We start from the raw sequence: 18,302 nt of genomic DNA, 5'->3' as shown, positions 1-18,302 counted from the left end.
ACACCGTCAAATTTGCGTAAAGCTCAACTTGTTCGTGACCCAGCCCACCGCCGGCCGGCCGGATTCGCGGGTTTCCCTCCGTTCACTCCGGGGAGGGAGGTGACACTCCCCCGGCTTTGACAGGATGTGATGGTGCGAGAGGTGACGCGACAGGCTTGGCGGGCGATCGGTTGCCTGTGGCGTCCGTCGACGTACCTGCGCTGGGTGTACCTGCTGCTCGGCGCGGCGCTGGTCCTGGCGTTCATCCTGGTCGACAGCGCGCTCGGCGCGGTGGTCGGCGATCTCGGCCTGCCGAAGGTTGCCACCGGCACCATCTGGGTGCTGCTCGGCCTGGCGCCGCCGGTCGTGCTCGGCCTGCTGCCCGCCGTCCGCGAGGTCGAGGGCATCGCGGTCGAGTCGCTGCTCGCGGTGCGGTTCGAGGAACGCCCCCTCGGTCCGGCGCGGACCTGGGCCCAGCGGCGGCGTACGACGCTGTGGTTCTGCCTGCACCTGCTGGCCGGCGGCGTCGTCGGCATCCTCAGCACGGTCGTGTTCGGTCTCGGCGCGATCTGGCTGGCCGCTCCGTTCCGCTCCCCCGGTGCTCGCGACGTCGTCCCCGGCTGGTCGTACGACATCCACGGCAACTGGACCGATCTGTGGATGCCGGCCGCGGCGATCGGCGGTCTCGCCGGGCTGTTCCTGCTGTCGGCCGCCGTCGGCGCGCTGCTGGCGTACCTCGCGCCCCGCGTGCTCGGCCCGACCGCGGCGGAGCGCATCGAGCTCCTCGAGAAGCAGACCGCGACGCTTGCCGAGCGCAACCGTCTCGCCCGCGAGCTGCACGACAGCGTCGGGCACGCACTGAGCCTGGTCACGATCCAGGCGGCGGCCGCCCGCCGTGTACTGGCCACCGATCCCGAGTTCGCCGAGACCGCACTGGCCGCGATGGAGACCTCCGCCCGGGCCGCGCTGGCCGATCTGGACCATGTGCTCGGCCTGCTCCGCGACGACCGGCGGCCAGGTTCCCGGACCGCGCCGCAGACCACGCTCGGGGGTCTGGACCGGCTGGTCGATGCCACCCGGGCCGGCGGGATCACGATCGAGGTCGAACGATCGGGCGCACTCGAGCAACTGCCGGCCGCGGTCTCCCGGGAGGCGTACCGGATCGTCCAGGAGGGCCTGACCAACGCGATCCGGCACGCCGGACGCCCGGCCGGCGAGCTGGCCGTGCACCTGTCGATCTGCCTCGACTCCTCCGGGCTACGGCTCGCGGTGACCAACCCGGTCAGCGGCAGGTCCGATCACTCCGGCGGCGGCCGCGGCCTCGCCGGGATCCGTGAAAGAGTCGCCGTACTGCGAGGAACCGTCGACGCCGGCCCGGTCACTTGGCAGGACGGCCCGGGATGGCAACTGGCAGTGCAGTTGCCCGTGAGCGTGACGAGGGGGACGAGATGAACCTGTCGGTGGTTGTCGTTGACGACGAGCCGCTGATCCGTAGCGGGTTGCGGGCCATCATCAACGCCGAGGAGGACCTCACGGTCGTCGGTGAGGCCGGCGACGGGGCGGAGGTGCTCCCGTTGGTACGTCGTACCGGCGCGGACGTCGTACTGATGGACGTCCGGATGCCCGCGGTGGACGGCATCCAGGCGACGCGACTGCTGCTGGACAGCCTCGACCCGGCGCCGCGGGTGCTGGTCGTCACGACGTTCGAGAACGACGACTATGTGTACGACGCGCTGCGCGCCGGAGCGTCCGGGTTCCTGCTCAAGCGGACCCCGCCGGACGACATCATCGCGGCGATCCGGACGGTCGCGAAGAGCGAGTCGTTGCTGTTCCCGGAAGCGATCCGGGCCCTTGCCCTCGCCCACGTCAGCACCCCGGCGACGAGCGGACTCGATCGGTACCAGCTGACCGAGCGCGAGCAGGAGGTACTCCGGTTGATGGCGCGCGGACTGTCGAACGCGGAGATCGCCGCGGAGCTGATCCTCGGCCTGCAGACGGTCAAGACCCACGTCGCGAACGTGCTCGCCAAGCTCAACGCCCGGGACCGTACGCAAGCGGTGATCCGGGCCTACGAGTCAGGCTTCGTGCCGCTGCACTAGGTGCCGGACTAGGTAGCAGCGGGGTCGTCGGCCTCGGCGAGGGTGCAGGCGTTGTGCAGCGGGTCGACGGCGTTGGCCTTCATCGCCAGCCGCTGCAGGAGCATCCGGAAACTGGACCGCTCCGACTCGTCGAGGATGCCCAGCATCTCGTCCTCGGTGGCACGTAGCCGCCGCTCGAGGTCACAGAGCGCCTCGTGACCTTCGTCGGTCGGCGCGATCAGCCGCGCCCGCCGGTCAGCCGGGTCGGGCCGGCGCTGCACCAGGCCGGCCTTCTCCAAGTCGTCGAGCAGGTAGGTCATCACGGTCCGGTCGACGCCGAGCTGAGCCGCGAGGTCGAGCTGCCGTTTCGGTCCCTCGGCGCTCGTCGTGGCGAGCACCTGGTAGCCCCGCGGTCCGCCGGGCAGACCCTCCAGTGCCGCCGCGGACGCCTTCGCGTACCGCCGGAAGACGACGCCCAGCGCCCAGCCGAGGTCGGCCTCCACCGGTGCGCCGCTGGCGACCGCAGGCTCGACCCCTCGCGCGCCTCGGGTCGCGACTTCGGGCGGAGTACTGGACATGTCCCCATCGTACGTGGTGTACGCCACTCGGAATACGATCTGACTTGAATATGTTCTGCTTCACAGATTATCTTCGAAGCAGCTCAATACGAGCACCCCCTCACCTCTGGAGACAGAACGAATGAGCACCCTGCTACGCGTCGACGCCAGCATCCGGCTGGACGGCTCGGTCTCCCGCGCCCTCGCGGACAGCGCCGAGGCCGCTTGGAAGGCCGAGCACCCGGACGGTGTCGTGGTACGGCGTGACCTCGGGCAGCACCCGCTGCCCGCGACCGTGTGGCCGACGCTGGCCGCGTCCCAGGTGGGTCAGGAGCCGGTCGCCGATTCCGACCGGATGCCGCTCGCCGAGGCGCAGGCTGTCGCCGCCGACCTCTCGACCGAGATCCGCAACGCCGACGCGGTCCTGCTCGCCGTACCGCTGTACAACTACGGCATCGCGCAGAACGCGAAGACCTGGATCGACCTGCTGCTGATGGACAGGGACCTCGCCTTCGGCTCCCGGCCGCTGGCCGGGCGCCCAGCGATCTTCGCTCTCGCCCGTGGCGGCGGCTACGGGCCGGGTTCGCCGAAGCACGGCTGGGACCACGCCACGCCGTACCTCGAGCGCATCTTCGGCGAGGTCTTCGGGATGAGCCTCCGGACCGCCGCCGCGGAGCTCACCCTGGCCCCGGTCACTCCGGGTATGGAGGAGCTGATCGACGCCTCCAAGGTCTCGGAGTCCGAGGCACACGTGGAGGCCGAGAACCACGGCACCGTCGTCGCCCGCGAACTCATTGGCGGCCAGGCAGCCTGATCGACCGGACCTCCAGCACTACACAACTGTGCTGGAGGTCCGCAACCACGTCGACAAGTTCACCGACAACGTGACGATCGTCGGCTCCGGGAGTACGGCGAGGCGCTGCAAGAGCTCGCGGTAGTTCAGGTGGCGGGCGCTCGGCGTCATCAGCACCAACTGCTCCACGGCTGATCGGTCGAGGCGCATCGTCTCCTCGACCACCTCGGTGCCGACGCGCTCGAACCTCCCCGCGAGCGACTCCTCCAGCCGGCGTTCCTTCTGCTCGTCGACGCTGACCATCCCCAGTACGTCGACGAGCTCGCCGAGGTGCTGCTGGTTCGGCGTGACCACGAGCAACCGGCCGTCGGGAGCAAGTACGCGGGCCATCTCGGCCGCGTTGCGTGGGGCGAACACGTTCAGCAGCAGGTTCGCCGAGCCGTCCATCAACGGCAGTTCACGCCACGCGTCGCACACCACGGACGCGATCCGCGGATCTGCTCGGGCCGCGCGACGGGCGGCGTACTTCGACACGTCCAGCGCGATCCCGCGGCGGTGCGGGGACAGGCCGAGGACACCGGTCAGGTAGTAGGCGGTGCCGGCGCCGACCTCGACAACCAGGTCGTCCTCGCCGAGCCCGGCCTCCAGGATCAGCGCATCCCGGATCGGTCCGTAGTGGCCGGTGCCGAGGAAGACGGTGCGGGCGCCGACCATCGCGGCCGAGTCGCCCTCGATGCCGTTCGAGGCCGAGGGCAACAAGTTCAGGTAGCCCTGCTTGGCCAGGTCGTACGCGTGCCCGCGCGGGCAGCGCGCCGTTCGATCGTCCATCGCCAGCCGGTCAGCACACACCGGACAGCGCAGGACGGCGACTAGGTCTGCTTCCACGGGACCTTAGGTTATGTCGCGGCTGGTGATCCTCGCCCAGGCGGCAGCGTAGAAGACGACCAGGTAGCCGCCCTGGAGGAGCAGGTTGCGGCCTATCTCGTGCCAGTACGGCGGGTCGCGGAGCAGGTCGGCGAACGACTGCCAGCGGTAGATCAGCAGCCACGGGTGGATCGCGTGCAGCTGCGGGATCGCGGTCAGGATGCCGAGCACGATGAACGCGCCGAACGTCGCCGCCATCGCGGCCAGCGGCGTCGAGGTCAGCGACGACACGAACAGGCCGATGCCGGCGAGCCCGAGCAGCGACAGCGAGATCACGACGGCGATCCCGAGCGCGCGGAGCAGGCCTTCGCCGAGCGAGACGGTCGAGCCGGAGAGCAGCAGGACGTCGCCGACCGGGAACAGGATGAAGCCGACGATCAGGCCGGAGATCCAGATCGTCATCGTCGCGGCCAGGCAGAAGACCGCGAGGGCGACCATCTTGGCGGCGAGCAGCCGGGACCGGCCGGCCGGTGCGGTGAGCAGGTTTCGCAGGGTGCCGAGGCTGGCCTCACCGGCCAGCGACTCCCCCGAGATCACGGTCACCGCGGTCGGCAGGAAGAACGGCAGCGACAGGCCGAGGCTGGCGACGATCAGGAACAGCCCGTTGCCGGCGATCTGCCCGATGAACCCCTCGGCGCCACTGTCCGATCCGGCGATCTTGACCGCGACCCCGATCAGCAGCGGTACGGCGGCCAGCACCCCGAGCCCCACCTGAGTCCGGGCCCGCGCGAACACCAGCCGCAGCTCGGACAAGAACAACGCAAGAGTATGCCGCCCCGCACCAGGCGCCCTCCCGGCAACCAACACCTCGGACGGTTCGGTTGATGCTTCACTCTGCGACATCGAAGCCCTCCCCGGTGAGTGCTACGAAGGCGTCTTCGAGGCTGGGGCGTTCCAGGCCGAAGCCGTGGATGCGGACGTCGGCGGCGACCAGCGCGGCGGCGAACTTCTCGATCGGCAGTTCGCCCGGATCGCCCTCGACGATCTCACCGGTCGTCTTCAGGTCCGTCACGCCCAGCCCTTGCAGCGTCTCGGCCGCCGTCCCGGCATCCGGCGTACGCACGACCAGCCGCGGCCGGAGCTCGGCGCGCAGGTCCTCCACTGTCGACTGCCGAAGCAGCTTCCCGCGGCTCATGATCGCCGCGTGCGTGCAGACCTGCTCGACCTCGGCGAGGAGATGGGTCGACGTGAACACCGTCGTACCGTCACTCGCCAGCTCCTGGATCAGGTGCCGGACCTCGCGGGTGCCCTGCGGGTCCAGGCCGTTCGTCGGCTCGTCGAGCACGAGCAACTCGCGGCGCTGCATCAGCGCGACCGCGATCGCGAGCCGTTGACGCATGCCGAGCGAGTACGCGCGGACCTTCTTACCGGCCGCGTTCGACAGCCCGACCCGCTCGAGCGCCTCACCGGCGCGCGCCTTCCGGGTCTTCGGGTCGGCGGTGCGGTCGGCGGCGTCGAACCGCAGCAGGTTCGCCTGGCCGGTCCAGAACGGGTAGAACGCCGGCCCTTCGACCAGCGCGCCGACCCGGGGCAGGACCCGCAGGTGCGCCTTCGGCATCGGCTCGCCGAGCAACTCGACCTCGCCGGACGTCGGCGCGATCAGGCCGAGCAGCATCCGGATCGTCGTCGTCTTCCCCGACCCGTTCGGGCCGAGGAAGCCGAACACACTGCCGGCCGGCACCTCCAGGTCGACCGCGTCCACGGCGACCTGGCCGCCGTGGAACCGCTTGGTCAGCCCGTGGGTGACGACCGGCGCGCTCGTCATCTGGGTGTTCAGCGGGGGGCCTTCGCCGCGGCGGCCTGCAGGGTGTCCGGGGTGACCAGGCCGACGAAGACCCGGCCGTCGTCCGTGATCAACGCGCTCACCATCTTGCTGGTCAGCACCTTGCCCGTGCCCCACGTGCCCGACACGGTCGGCGCCTTCGCGAGCAGCTGCGCGAGCGGCCCGTTCCCTGTCAGCTGGCCGGTCTGCGCACCGCGGATCATCGCCACGCTCTCCCAGCCCTTACCGATCACGGTCGGCTCGTCCGCCTTCGCCGTACCAGGCTTCGTCTGCTTCGGCTCGACCTGCTTGGGGGCGACCCGCTTCGGCCGGTCCTGCGACGGCACCTTCTTGTCCGTGACCTTCACACCCTGCGGCGGGGTGAAGGTGAAGGTGCTCGCGGCCGGTACGTCGAACGACACCGAGCTGAAGCCCACCTCGAGCGCGGGGTCGTTGCCGGTCCGCGGCATCACTGTCACGTCCAGCGGGACCCAGGTCATGGAGTCGATCGCCAGCGTCACGGAACCCACGGTCGTCTTGTCGGTCTTCGGCACCAGGCGCAGCTTGTACGCGTCCCGGCCTGCGACCTTCTCGGTACCGCTGACCTCGACCTTGGTGGTCGGGTCGATCGCGTCGAGGAACTGCTTGGCGACCGCCTGCGGGTCGTACGACGGAACCACCTTGTCCGGCTTCGTCGTCTTGTGCTCGGGGACCGTCAGCTTCACGGCCTCGCGCCGGGACGAGTCGTACGCCCACGCGGACTTGCCGTCGGTGGTCCAGACCCTCTCGGCCTGGTTGTCGAGCACCGAGACCCGCGCCTTGTCCGGGCTCGCGAAGGCGACCCGCGCGGTGTGCTGACCGCTCAGCATCTCGGTCAGCTGCTCGCTACCGGCCGGCGCGCCGGGGATGGCCGGCAGGCCCAGGTCCGCGTCCGAGCGGACCGTGCCGCTCAGGCCGTCGACCTTCGCCGTCTGCACCTTCGCGAGCAGGTCCTGCGCGGAGATGCCGGGCAGGTTCGGCGAGGCATCCGCGACCACTGGTCCGAGTGCCCCCACCCCCGCCACTACCGCGACTGTCGTGACCGGAACCAACCACCGTCGACTGCGCTGTGCTACGCCCATGGATACAGCCTCGCACCGGGCCGGACCGGAACCAAGCCCACTCAGGGTAGGTTCACCCGAAAGAGTGAGGCCGGCCTACTACCGTGGTCGTACGCCGGGGACTCAGCGTGACTGCAGCGCGTCCAGGGCGACCGTCATCGCGGCAGCGACGCGGAAGTCGAGGCGCTCGTCCTGGACGGTGATCCGGTAGCGGTCCCGGACCGACATCTTCCGCTCCACCGACAGCACCGGCTGCCCGCCGGACCGGTCGGTGAAGTCGAAGTGGAAGATGAACGGCAGCGGGATCTCGCCGATGAACGGCACGAAGTCCCAGACCCGCCGGACGATCGCGATCGTCTGGTTGCGCTCGGTGCCGTCCGCCTCGACGCCCGCCGCGCTGAGCTGCCAGCTGGACCGGAGCAGGCTCTTGCCGAACTCCTTCTTGAACCAGCCGATCGCCTGCCCGTCGGCGTCGTACACGTCGTACCCGGACCCGAGGTCGATAGTCTTGCGGGCCTTGAACGAGAACACCGGCTGCGTCTTGGTGTCGTCGCTGTAGAACGTCACCTGCTCCTTGAACGCCATCCGCTTCTGCTGCGCGAACGCGAGCAGCGCCCCGTCGGTCCCGTCCGGGTTGGTGGCGATCAGCTCGTACTTGTTCGCCATCAGGGTCACACGCTGCTTCATCGAGAACGCGGGCACGTACATAGGTGCGGTCATGTCGTGGAGTGTGTCAGACCACAGGCCGACGCACCGACCAGCAGACCGCGAGCGAGCGCCTCGGCACGCTCCGAGTTCTCATCCAGCTGTACGGCGAGGTGGCCGACGCCCTGCAGTGCGAGGTCGCGGGCGATCTCGACGCCGAACTCGACCGCCTCGGCAGGTGTGCGCGCCGGCCGCCACAACACCCCGAAGTCGGCGGGCGGGCGGCCTGCTTGCAGATCGACGATCAGTGCGTCGGAGCGTTGGAGTTGGCTCGCGTCGCCACCGACGATCACTTGGACTCGCTGACCAGTTGCCGGTACGGCGTTCTGCGCTGCCTGCAGGGCGTCGTCGACGATCGATGTGTCGCGGCGGCCCCATTCCTCGTGGTGGATCGCCCACGACAGCGGGCGTCGCTTCGCCCATCCGGAACGCACGAGTTCGGGCGCTGCGGCGAACTCGTCGACGTACCCGACGCAGAGGTAGCCGACCAGTTCGATGTGGGCAGGCAGGTCGAGGACCGCGGCGACTTCAGCTGGTTCGAAGAACGAGACCCAGCCGACGCCGAGGCCTTCGGCGCGGGCGGCGAGCCAGAGGTTCTGGATCGCGATCGCCGCGGAGAACATGGTCGTCCGCGGATCGGCGTGCCGGCCGAGCACGTGCCGGCCGCCGCGGCCGGGGTCGCAGGTCACCGCGAGATTCAGCGGGGTGTCGAGGATCGCCTCGATCTTCAGCCCGTCGAACGCCGCACGCCGGTCCTCGGGGAGGGATGCGGCGAACGCGTCGCGTTGCGCGGTCGCGAGATCGTGCACCTTGCGACGGGTCGCGAGGTCGCGGATCACCAGAAAGTCCCACGGCTGACTCAGCCCGACACTCGGCGCCCGATGCGCCGCCTCCAGCACCCGCCCAAGCGTCACGTCGTCGACCGGCAACTCCAGGAACCCCCGCCGTACGTCCCGCCGCTCAGCAATCACCCGCTGCACAACCTCCCGATCCCGCACGTCATACCCAGCCGCCCGGTGCATGCCGATCGCGATGGTCGCGTTGGGGGTTCGGCGTTTGGGAATGAGGAGTTGGGTGCCGGTTGCGAGGACGGCTGCTTCGGCGACGCTCGGGGTTCCTTTGAGTTGCTCGACCTGCGCGCTCGGGTTCAGCACCTGCTGCTTGGCGAGCTCGTCGTTCGAGAAGGTGCGCAGCTCTGCGCCCAACTGTGCGACCAGCTCTTGCAGCGCGGGCTCGTTCTCCTTACCGGTGATCGTGACGACCAGTCGGACATCGCCCGCGAGTTCGTCCAGGGCTGTCGTCACGAGGTCGTGCAGTTCCGCGTACGGCGTACCAGCGCGGAGTCCGACGCCGACGACCAAGCTCACCGCACACGCTCGCGAGCGGCGGCGACCAGGCGGGCCGGGACGTCTGGGGTGGCGGTCCAGTGCAGGTGAAGGTACGACGCGTGGACGTTGGGAAGAGTGATTCCTTCGACGCCGCCGGGGAGATGCCAGGCCGGTTGTACGTCGGCCTGGAGGTCGATCGTGGTGCGGTGGAACTCGTGGCCGCGCACCCGGCGTCCTTCGTCGAAGAACGCGGTGCTGGTCGCGGCGACCGCCGTACGGTAGCCGAGGGTGAGGCGGCTGGTCATGCGGGCGGTCGCCGGGAGTACGCCGGTCATCGGGTGACCGTCGAGCTCGCGGCAGAGGTACAGCAGGCCGGCGCATTCCGCGATCACCGGAAGACCGTCGGCGACCGCGGCGGCTACCTGTTTGCGCAGCTCGACGTTCGCGGAGAGCGCCTCGGCGTGCAACTCCGGGAAGCCACCGCCGAGGTAGAGCGCCGCGGTTGCGTCAGGCAACGGATCGACGAGGGGGTCGAACGTGACGACATCCGCACCGGCGGCCGTGAGCAGCTCGGTCGTCTCCGTGTAATGGAAGGAAAACACCGGCCCTGCCGCAACAGCCACCACCGGCTGCACGGCTGCGCTCGACTCCGGTGACTCGGGGGTCCAGGGGGTGGTTTGGTGGGGTGGGGCGGAGTTGGCGGCGGCTATTACTGCTTGTAGGTCTACGCCTTGGCGGACCAGTTCTGCGGCGGCGTCCACGGCTTGTTCGGCTTGGGTCTGTTGTTCGTTGGCGGGGATCAGGCCGAGGTGCCGACTGGGGACTGTCAGGCGGGTGTCGCGGCGGAGGACGCCCAGGACCGGTACGCCGGTCGGCGCGACCCCTGCTCGTACTTCGGCCTCGTGGCGGTCCGAACCCACCTTGTTCAGGATCACCCCGACGATGCGGATCTCGGTGTCGAAGGCAACGAAACCTTGGACGACCGCGCCGACGCTCCGGCCGGCCGCCGACGCGTCGACGACCAGCACCACAGGTGACTTCAGCAACTTCGCGACGTGGGCCGTCGACGAGAAACCTTCCGTCCCGAGCGCACCGTCGTACAGCCCCATCACGCCCTCGACCACGGCCAGGTCCGCACCCTCGGCGCCGTGCCCGAACAGCGGTCCGACCAACTCCTCCCCCGACAGCATCGGGTCGAGGTTCCGGCCCGGTCGCCCGGTCGCGACCGCGTGGAACCCGGGATCGATGTAGTCCGGCCCCACCTTGAACCCGGCCACCACATGCCCGGCCCGCCGCAACGCCGCCATCAACCCGACCGCGACCGTCGTCTTCCCCGCCCCCGAAGCCGGCGCCGCAACCACGACCCGCGGAATCATCGTGGTGTCCTGGACTACCACTCGATGCCCTTCTGGCCTTTCTGGCCGGTGTCCATCGGGTGTTTGAGCTTCGTCATCTGGGTGGCGAGGTCGGCGGCCGCGAGGAGCTTCGGATGGGCGTCGCGTCCGGTGATCACGACGTACTGGTGCCCGGGACGGTCGACGAGCGTGTCGACGACCTCGTCCACGTCGATCCAGCCCCACTTCATCGGATACGTGAACTCGTCGAGTACGTACAGGTCATGGGTCTCGGCGGCCAGCCGGCGCTGGATCTCGCGCCAGCCCTCGACCGCGTCGGCGGCGTGGTCCTCCTCGGTGCCGGCCTTGCGAGACCAACTCCAGCCCTCGCCCATCTTGTGCCACTCGACAGGTCCGCCCTCACCGGTCGATTCGTGCAGCCGGCCGAGCGCCTTGAACGCGCTCTCCTCGCCGACCTTCCACTTCGCGCTCTTCACGAACTGGAAGACCCCGAGGTTCCAGCCCTGGTTCCAGGCCCGCAGCGCCATCCCGAACGCCGCCGTCGACTTCCCCTTCATCTCGCCGGTGTGCACCATCAGCAGCGGACGGTTGCGACGCTGGCGGGTCGTCAGGCCGTCCTCCGGTACGGCGACCGGCTGTCCCTTCGGCATCTCAGGCCGCCTTCCGTTCGGTCACCGTCCGGATAAGGTTGCCGGCGGCAACGTCTCCGAGGTCGAGGTACTCCGCTCCGAGGTCCGCCGCAAGCTCCGCGGAGAGTCCGAGACGGATACCGCGGCGCGGCTCGCAGTCCACCACGACCGTCGCGACCCCGCGCTGGGCCAGCCATCCGGCGGCCTGGCGGGCGCGCGCGAACGCGTTGTCGCCGTGGGTCGCGCGGCCGTCGGTCACGAGGACGAGCAGCGGGCGCCGGCGCGGGTCGCGGATCGCGGCGATCCGCAGTACCTCGGCCGCTTGCAGCAGCCCTTCGGCGAGCGGCGTACGGCCTCCGGTCGGGAGCGATTCGAGCCGTCGTACGGCGGTCTCGACGCTGCCCGTCGGCGGCAGCGAGACCGTCGCGGCGGCGCCGGCGAACGTGACGAGACCGACCGTGTCGCGGCGCTGGTACGCGTCGAGGAGGAGCGAGACGATCGCCGTCTTCACCTCGCCCATCCGCTTCTTCGTCCCCATCGAGCCGGAGGCGTCGACGCAGAACAGCACGAGATTCCCCTCCCGCCCTTCCCGCACCGCAAGCCGCACGTCGTCCGGCCGCACCACTAGTCCAGGACCGCTGCGCCCACGGGCCTTCTGGTACGGCGCTGCGGTGCGCATCGTCCCCAGCAGATGCGGCCGCCCGGCCTCGCGCCCGATCCGACCCCGATCCCCCACAACACGCCCTACCTCGGTGATCGCCCGAGACCGCCGCCCCGCGACACCGGCCCCAGCCACCTGAACACTCAGCAGCCGAGCCTTGTACGGCGCAGAACTTCCGACGACCTCACCGCTCCCACCGGTGGGCTGATTGCCTGCAGGCTGACTCTCAGTGGGTTGAGATTGAGCATCCACTGTTTCGTCCGAGTTGCCCGACCCGTCCTCCTCCGAACCACCGGAGCCGCCCGGGTCGCCCGGGTCGCCCGGGTCGCCCGGGTCGGTGGGATCGGTCGGGTCGTCGTCGGGGTCTTCCGGTGGCGTGCTGTTGTTGATGGCTTCTTCTAGTTGCTGGTCGTCCAGGCCGGGGGCGTCGAACGGGTTCCGGCGGCGGCGGTGCGGGAGGGCGAGTTTGGCGGCGGCGCGGACGTCGTCGACCTCGACGACCGTACGGCCGGACCACGCAGCATGAGCGACCGCCGTACGGGCCGTGACCAGGTCGGCGCGCATGCCGTCCACGTCGAACGACGCGCAGATCTCGGCGATCTGGCGGAGCGCCGAGTCGGTCAGGATCACCTCTGTCAGCAGGTCGCGCGCCTTCACGATGCGTTCGGCGAGTTCCCGCTGTGCGCCGTCGTACCGGGTGACGAATTTCTCCGGATCCGCCTCGTACGTGAGCCGCGCGCGCATCACTTCCACGCGTACGGCGGGATCGCGGCTGGCGACCACGTCGACGGTCAGCCCGAACCGGTCGAGGAGCTGCGGCCGGAGCTCACCCTCCTCGGGGTTCATCGTGCCGACGAGCACGAACCGCGCCGGGTGCGTGACCGAGACCCCGTCCCGCTCGACCGTCGCGCGCCCCATCGCGGCGGCGTCGAGGAGCACGTCGACCAGGTGGTCGTGGAGCAGGTTGACCTCGTCGACGTACAGCAACCCGCGATGCGCCGCCGCGAGCAGACCAGGCTCGTACGCCGTGACGCCCTCCGCGAGCGCCTTCTCCAGATGCAACGACCCGAGCACCCGGTCCTCCGTCGCCCCCACCGGCAACTCCACCAACCGAGCAGCACGCATCGACCGCTCACCCGCATGCGGGCCGTCCGGGCAGGTCGAGTCCGGGTGGTCGGGGTCGCAGGAAAAACGGCAGCCTGGTACGACGTCGACGGGCGGCAGGATCTCGGTGAGGGCGCGGACGGCGGTCGACTTCGCCGTACCCTTCTCGCCGCGGATCAGCACGCCGCCGATGGCCGGCGAGATCGTCGCCAGGATCAGCGCGAGCTGGAGATCGTCCATCCCGACGATCGCGGTGAACGGGAACGAGTTCGACGGTCCGCTGAATGACGGAGCCCGCATCGGCGGTGGTCCCTTTCGTCGAGCGGGTGTCCACGCCCGCTACGGCCGGTACGCCGGCCAACGATGATCGCGAGCCTGCGGACGGCAGCAGATGTCCTGGCTTCCGAGATTCCTCCCGGTCACAGTGGCGGGACCGCCCCGGACTCCCAGCACGCTGGTCACCGGTGTTCCTCCACAGCCGTCGGCCCGATCATGGCACATCCGCACGACTCCCTCCGCGACCAGGTTCACATCAGGTCTGCCGCACGGATGACGAAGGGTGTTGACTACGTCGCATGGGGGGCGACCGGTTCGCTGGAAGGGACGAGGAACGGCGACTGCTCGGCGATCTGGTGCGGGACATCGCCGACGGTGTGCCACGCGCGCTCGTCATCCACGGTGAGGCCGGGATCGGGAAGACCCGGCTCGCTCGCGAGATGAGCCGCGATCAGGAACTGAACGTCCTCTGGGCGACCTGCGTACATTTCGGCGCGGCGTCGGTCCCGTTCGCGCCGATCATCGGCTTGCTCCAGGGCTGGGAGGCCCAGGCGGACGCGGACGAACGAGCAGAGGTGCTCGACGGAATCGAGAGCTTGTCCGTGCTGCTGACCTCGCTCGGGAGCGGCCCGACCGACACGGCCCGGCTGCCGGTGCTCGTCGATCTGATGCTGGACCGGATCGCGGTACGGCGGCCGACAGTGGTTGTCGTCGACGACTTGCAGTGGGCCGACGTTGCGTCGCTCGACGTACTGTCGTACCTCGTCGCCGGCTTCCGGGACCAGCGTCTCGGGATGATCGCGACCTGCCGCACCGAGGAGCGGCCGGACGGACACCCTGTCCACTCGTGGCTGGCCGACTTGCGACGGATGCCACGCTTCGGCGAGATCCGGCTCGGGCCGCTGGCCGCCGACGCGGTCGGCAGCCAGCTCGAGGGCCTCCTGGGCACACCACCGGACATCGAGCTCGTCGCAGACGTCCTGGCCCGATCGGACGGCAACCCGTACCTGATCGAGCTGATGGCTCAGGGCTTGTCCGGCTCTGAGCACAGTCTTCCCAGCGCCGTTCCATCAGTACTCCGTGACGCCTTGCTAGGCGCCTGGCATCGTCTCTCCGACGAGGCCCGCACGGTGACCCGGATTCTCGCTGTTGGCGGCCGCCCGACCGAGTCCACCGTGCTCGCCGCCGTGGGAGCCGGTCGCGGGATCGACGAGCACCGAACCGCCTCGAGTCTTGTCGAGGCACAAGATCTCGGCGTGGTCGGCGCCGAAGGCAAAGGGATCTGGTGGTTCCGCCACCCGCTGCTGGCCGACGTGTTGTACGACGCTCTGCCGCCGAACGTGGCCGCCGAACTCCATGCCGACTACATCCGTGTCCTCGAGCCACAGCGGGTGCCTGCTCCCCCGGCCGACCTGGCGGCCCACCACGAAGCCGCGGGCCATCTCGAGGCGACTTTCCGCTGGTCACTCCTGGCGGCGGATCAGGCCGCACGGCTGCGGGCGCCGACTGAGGAGGCGAACCAGCTCAGTCGGGTGTGCGCGCTCTGGGCGAAGGTGCCGCCGCGGGTCCGGGGAAAGCGTATGGATCGGATCGCGTTGCTGCGGCGGGCAGGCACAGTCAGCCTGCGAGCCGGCGAGCCCGAGCGGGCAGTGTCGCTGCTCGGCGACGCGCTGCGTCTCGTGGATCGTAGACACGAACCTTTGCTGGCGAGCGAGTTGCTCGTCGCCCGAGCCAATGCCGACTGGCAGTCGACGGCCCCTGGACTCGCCGATCTGGAAGAGCTCCGTAAGGCGATCGCACTGACCGAGAACTTCCCGGACAGCGCAGAACGCGCCGTAGCACTGGCTGAGCTCTCCGAAATCGAAACCATCTACGGTATGCCGGAGGGCCCGGGCCACGCGTCCGAAGCTGTCCGGGTTGCGCGCAGATCCGGCTCGACCGCGGCTCTCGGGAAAGCCCTCTGCGCACGCGCAGCGGCCAACGACCGAACGCAGGCAGAGTCACTCGACGACGCCAACCTGTCGGAACAGTTGGCGATGTCCGGCGGAGACGTCGACACGGCGACCGACGCCGCGCTGTGGCGATTCATCGCTCTTCGGGCGCTCGGCCGGCGGACCGAGGCCGTGGACGTCACCCGCTGGGCTTACCAGCAGGCGACCGAGGCCGGAGCAGGTGTCTGGGCGCATTTCCTCGCGTGCCTAGTTGCCCGCGAACTGATCGACCTCGGTCGCTGGGACGAATGCCGGACGCTCCTGCGCTCGGCACTCGCCGCACGTCCTGTCGGCATCCCGGGAGCGGGTGTGCGATTGACCGCGTGCCTGCTGGCCGTGCGATCAGGCTCGATCGGCGAGGCCCGGCTGCACTTCGACCGAGCCCTCGAGCTGGTGTCCGAAGACTTCAACGCACATCGCCAGACCATGACGGCGATCGGTATCGAACTCCTGCTCGCCGAGGGTAGAGCCGCGGAGGCCGTGACCTGGTCGCGCCCGAGGCTGTATGTCCCGGAGTACGCCGAGCCGGACGACGACGAAGTGCTTCCGGTCTTCGCCCGCGCGGTGGCCGAGTCGGCCCGGGAGCACGGCGCGCGCGGCCTCGCCGCCTCTCACGAGCTCGACAGCGTGCTCGGCGAATGGCCGCACGAGCCCTTCGTCGAGGCGTTGGGCGGCGAGCCGGTCCGGGCACTGGACCTGGCCCTGATCGCCGCGGAGGTCGCCCGCTGCCGGGATTCCGCGGAGCAGCCGGAGCGGTGGCACGAGGTGGTGGAAGCCGGGCGTACGGCGGGAAGTCGCTGGCACCAGGCGATGGCCGAGTGGCGCTGCGCCGAAGCCACCCTACTGAAGAGCTGGCCGTCGTCGGCGGCGAACGACCTCCTGCGGCAGGCCTATCAGCACGCTGCCGACCTTGGCGCCGAGCCGCTGCGACGTGAGGTCGAATCGCTGGCGCGCCATGCCAGGATCGACCTCAGCACACCCGAACGCGTCGAGCCGTCCGCCGACGATCCCAGGCTGGCGACACTCACCGCACGTGAGCGTGAGGTCCTTGCGTTCCTGGTCGCCGGTTGGTCGAACAGCGAGATCGCCAAGAACCTGTTCATCAGCGACAAGACGGTCAGCGTGCACGTCTCCAACATCCTTCGCAAAACAGGAACATCGAGCCGGATCGCGGCCGCTGCTCTGGCCGAACAGCGACCGCGGGTTCGGTGAACATCACCGGTCAGTGCGGTTGGATGACGTGGCGACGCCGAGTGGCCCACACGGCAGCCATCGCGATACCGGCTCCCCCGGCAGCGGCCGCCCCTGCTTGCACGGCCTCGCTGACCGTGTCATCGACCTGCACCCTCGGTCCCGGACGCTCGATGACGACGGGGAACGCGGCTTTGCCGATATCCGGGTCGACATCGACTGCCGATGCCTGCGCTGCACCGGCGAACGCGAACCCTGCGGCAACCACGGGGACGGCGACGATACTGCGGATGTGCTTCATGGCTCCTCCATCACGGAGTGGATCTCCGTCTGCATCCACCGTCCGCTGCGGCGGCGCACCCTGACATCGGGCGCTCCCCCTCAGATCAACGCCCTCCCCCCTTAGAAGCAGCGCACGCCGACGTACCGTGTGCCTATGTTCAAGGCCTGTCTCAATGGCGATCGCACGCGGGTGGATCATCCGGGTGTGCCGGTCACCCCCGGCGAGCTGGGACGGGAGGCCGCCGGAGCCGTGGCGGCGGGAGCCGGCGCGTTGCACATCCACCCTCGCGGGGCGAGCGGGCTCGAGACCCTCGAGTACGTCGACGTACACGCAGCCGTGACCGCCGTACGACGGAACTGTCCCGGTGTGCCCGTAGGCGTGTCGACGAGGGAAGGCATCGTCCCCGACCTGGATGAGCGACTGCGGCTGATCGCGGCGTGGGAGCCGGTGGCGGACTTCGCGAGCGTCAACTTCCACGAGGACGGCGCCGAACGCGTCGCGGACCTCCTGCTGACCAAAGGGATCGGTGTCGAGGCAGGACTGTTCAGTCCCGACGCGGCACGGAAGTACCTCGCGTGGGGCGGCCCAGTGGTCCGCGTGCTCGTCGAGGCGATCCCAGGCATCTCCCCCGGCCCGGACGGAGTCACCGCAGCCCACGCCGTACTGGAACTGCTACCGCCCGACGGCGCACTGGTCCACGGCGAGAACGAATGGGCCTGGCCGGTACTGCGCTGGGCCCAGACGAAGGGGTACGACGTCCGAGCCGGCCTCGAAGACATGCTCACCGGCCCCGAAGGACAACCCGTGCAGTCGAACGCAGACGTACTGCGCTACATCTGATCGGCCGGCCGGCTTCGGTAGGGGCCGGTGCCGAGGCGGGCGCGAACCTCGCCGAAGTGCAGGTGGACGGACTCTTCCGCCCGGTCGGCATCACCCGAGGCGATCGCGTCGACCACGCGTTGATGCCGCGCCGCGGTTTCGCCAGGTGATCCGGCGACGGTCTCCAGGTCGGTCTCGACGGCCCGGTAGACGTCCCAGAACAGGCCGACCAGCTCGCGGGCCAGCGGAACCCCGGCCGCGTCGCAGATGTGCTCGTGGAACGCGCGGTCCGCGGTCGCCGCGTCCGGGCCTTCGACCCGCATCCGCTCGACGCAGCCGGACAGCTTCTGCTGGAGCTCGCCGTCGCCGGTTCCAGCGGCGCGACGGGTCAGCTCGGTCTCGAGGATCTCCCGGATCTCGAGCAGTTCCCGCAGCCGCTCGGTGCTGCTGCCGGACGAGCGGGTGCGGAACAGCAGCCAAGGATGCAACACCGCCGAGCTGGCCGAGCCGACGAAGGTTCCGTAGCCGTGCCGGACCTCGACGATCCCCAGCGCCTGCAAGGCCTTGAGCGACTCCCGGACCGAGTTGCGACTGACGCTGAAGTCGGCCATCAGCACGCTCTCGGGAGGCAGCGCGGCGCCGGGCTCCAGATTGCGTTCGATGATCAGGTCGGCGATCGCGTTGGCGAGCTCGTCACTGCGTTTCAGCTTGACGCGATCAGGCATCGGTGTCTCCTCCGGTCTTGACCGACCCGGAAACAGACTCTT

Annotated in this window: 17 protein-coding genes and 1 riboswitch; of the genes, 5 read left to right on the top strand and 12 right to left on the bottom strand. The window is 69.7% G+C overall.

Annotated elements, in window-relative coordinates; all coding sequences use genetic code 11:
* The first annotated feature begins 141 nt into the window (after window positions 1–141).
* Window positions 142–1,431: a sensor histidine kinase gene (locus OHB24_RS29900; protein WP_327634196.1), complete on the top strand. Its 1,290-nt coding sequence runs from the start codon at window positions 142–144 to the stop codon at window positions 1,429–1,431.
* A complete protein-coding gene (locus OHB24_RS29895) occupies window positions 1,428–2,078 on the top strand; it encodes a response regulator transcription factor (protein WP_327634195.1) in 651 nt (216 codons plus the stop codon). The genes OHB24_RS29900 and OHB24_RS29895 overlap by 4 nt, the downstream gene beginning before the upstream one ends.
* 8 nt (window positions 2,079–2,086) lie before the next feature.
* Here OHB24_RS29895 and OHB24_RS29890 read toward each other — a convergent pair whose 3' ends face one another.
* Window positions 2,087–2,635 carry a MarR family winged helix-turn-helix transcriptional regulator gene (locus OHB24_RS29890; protein WP_327634194.1) on the bottom strand — a complete coding sequence of 183 codons (549 nt, stop codon included), beginning with the start codon at window positions 2,633–2,635 and terminating at the stop codon, window positions 2,087–2,089.
* 121 nt (window positions 2,636–2,756) lie between these two features.
* On the opposite strand from OHB24_RS29890, the gene OHB24_RS29885 reads away from it, so the two are divergent.
* Entirely contained in the window at window positions 2,757–3,428 is a 672-nt protein-coding gene (locus OHB24_RS29885) for an FMN-dependent NADH-azoreductase (RefSeq protein WP_327634193.1), read from the top strand.
* A gap of 18 nt (window positions 3,429–3,446) precedes the next feature.
* Here the strand turns inward: OHB24_RS29885 and OHB24_RS29880 are convergent, their stop codons facing one another.
* The 9 genes from OHB24_RS29880 to OHB24_RS29840 form a co-directional block, all read right to left on the bottom strand.
* Window positions 3,447–4,256 carry a putative RNA methyltransferase gene (locus OHB24_RS29880; protein ID WP_327641121.1) on the bottom strand — a complete coding sequence of 270 codons (810 nt, stop codon included), beginning with the start codon at window positions 4,254–4,256 and terminating at the stop codon, window positions 3,447–3,449.
* 42 nt (window positions 4,257–4,298) lie between these two features.
* Window positions 4,299–5,090: an ABC transporter permease gene (locus OHB24_RS29875; RefSeq protein WP_327634192.1), complete on the bottom strand. Its 792-nt coding sequence runs from the start codon at window positions 5,088–5,090 to the stop codon at window positions 4,299–4,301.
* 70 nt (window positions 5,091–5,160) lie between these two features.
* The gene (locus OHB24_RS29870; protein WP_327634191.1) at window positions 5,161–6,096 is read right to left on the bottom strand and encodes an ABC transporter ATP-binding protein; all 936 of its coding nucleotides are present in this window, start codon (window positions 6,094–6,096) and stop codon (window positions 5,161–5,163) included.
* Window positions 6,097–6,104: 8 nt separating this feature from the next.
* On the bottom strand, window positions 6,105–7,157 hold the full coding sequence (locus OHB24_RS29865) for a LolA family protein (protein WP_327634190.1): 1,053 nt from the start codon (window positions 7,155–7,157) through the stop codon (window positions 6,105–6,107).
* 159 nt (window positions 7,158–7,316) lie between these two features.
* Window positions 7,317–7,913 (bottom strand): hypothetical protein, encoded by a 597-nt coding sequence (locus OHB24_RS29860; RefSeq protein WP_327634189.1) that lies wholly within the window; start codon window positions 7,911–7,913, stop codon window positions 7,317–7,319.
* Window positions 7,910–9,265 carry a 5,6-dimethylbenzimidazole synthase gene (gene bluB / locus OHB24_RS29855; RefSeq protein ID WP_327634188.1) on the bottom strand — a complete coding sequence of 452 codons (1,356 nt, stop codon included), beginning with the start codon at window positions 9,263–9,265 and terminating at the stop codon, window positions 7,910–7,912. Before bluB ends, OHB24_RS29860 begins: the two co-directional genes overlap by 4 nt.
* Window positions 9,262–10,602: a cobyrinate a,c-diamide synthase gene (locus tag OHB24_RS29850; protein ID WP_327634187.1), complete on the bottom strand. Its 1,341-nt coding sequence runs from the start codon at window positions 10,600–10,602 to the stop codon at window positions 9,262–9,264. Before OHB24_RS29850 ends, bluB begins: the two co-directional genes overlap by 4 nt.
* 14 nt (window positions 10,603–10,616) lie before the next feature.
* Window positions 10,617–11,231 (bottom strand): cob(I)yrinic acid a,c-diamide adenosyltransferase, encoded by a 615-nt coding sequence (gene cobO / locus OHB24_RS29845; protein WP_327634186.1) that lies wholly within the window; start codon window positions 11,229–11,231, stop codon window positions 10,617–10,619.
* Window position 11,232: 1 nt separating this feature from the next.
* Window positions 11,233–13,275: a putative cobaltochelatase gene (locus tag OHB24_RS29840; RefSeq protein WP_327634185.1), complete on the bottom strand. Its 2,043-nt coding sequence runs from the start codon at window positions 13,273–13,275 to the stop codon at window positions 11,233–11,235.
* Window positions 13,276–13,344: 69 nt separating this feature from the next.
* A riboswitch (cobalamin riboswitch) is annotated at window positions 13,345–13,470 on the bottom strand.
* Between the two features lie 80 nt (window positions 13,471–13,550).
* Here OHB24_RS29840 and OHB24_RS29835 point away from each other — a divergent pair.
* Entirely contained in the window at window positions 13,551–16,454 is a 2,904-nt protein-coding gene (locus OHB24_RS29835; protein ID WP_327634184.1) for a helix-turn-helix transcriptional regulator, read from the top strand.
* A 10-nt stretch (window positions 16,455–16,464) separates the two neighbouring features.
* Here OHB24_RS29835 and OHB24_RS29830 read toward each other — a convergent pair whose 3' ends face one another.
* Window positions 16,465–16,734, bottom strand: coding sequence for a hypothetical protein (locus OHB24_RS29830; protein WP_327634183.1), 270 nt, complete (start codon window positions 16,732–16,734; stop codon window positions 16,465–16,467).
* 135 nt (window positions 16,735–16,869) lie between these two features.
* Here OHB24_RS29830 and OHB24_RS29825 point away from each other — a divergent pair, with 135 nt between their 5' ends.
* Window positions 16,870–17,556: a 3-keto-5-aminohexanoate cleavage protein gene (locus OHB24_RS29825; protein WP_327634182.1), complete on the top strand. Its 687-nt coding sequence runs from the start codon at window positions 16,870–16,872 to the stop codon at window positions 17,554–17,556.
* Here OHB24_RS29825 and OHB24_RS29820 read toward each other — a convergent pair.
* Complete coding sequence (locus tag OHB24_RS29820; RefSeq protein ID WP_327634181.1) at window positions 17,547–18,260, bottom strand: FadR/GntR family transcriptional regulator; 714 nt, start codon at window positions 18,258–18,260, stop codon at window positions 17,547–17,549. The two genes, OHB24_RS29825 and OHB24_RS29820, sit on opposite strands and share 10 nt — an antisense overlap.
* Window positions 18,261–18,302: the final 42 nt, after the last annotated feature.

Source organism: Kribbella sp. NBC_00482, assembly GCF_036013725.1.
Taxonomy (GTDB): Bacteria; Actinomycetota; Actinomycetes; order Propionibacteriales; family Kribbellaceae; genus Kribbella.
Note: the sequence above shows the minus strand (reverse complement) of the source record. Positions and strands in the feature narration are given on the sequence as shown.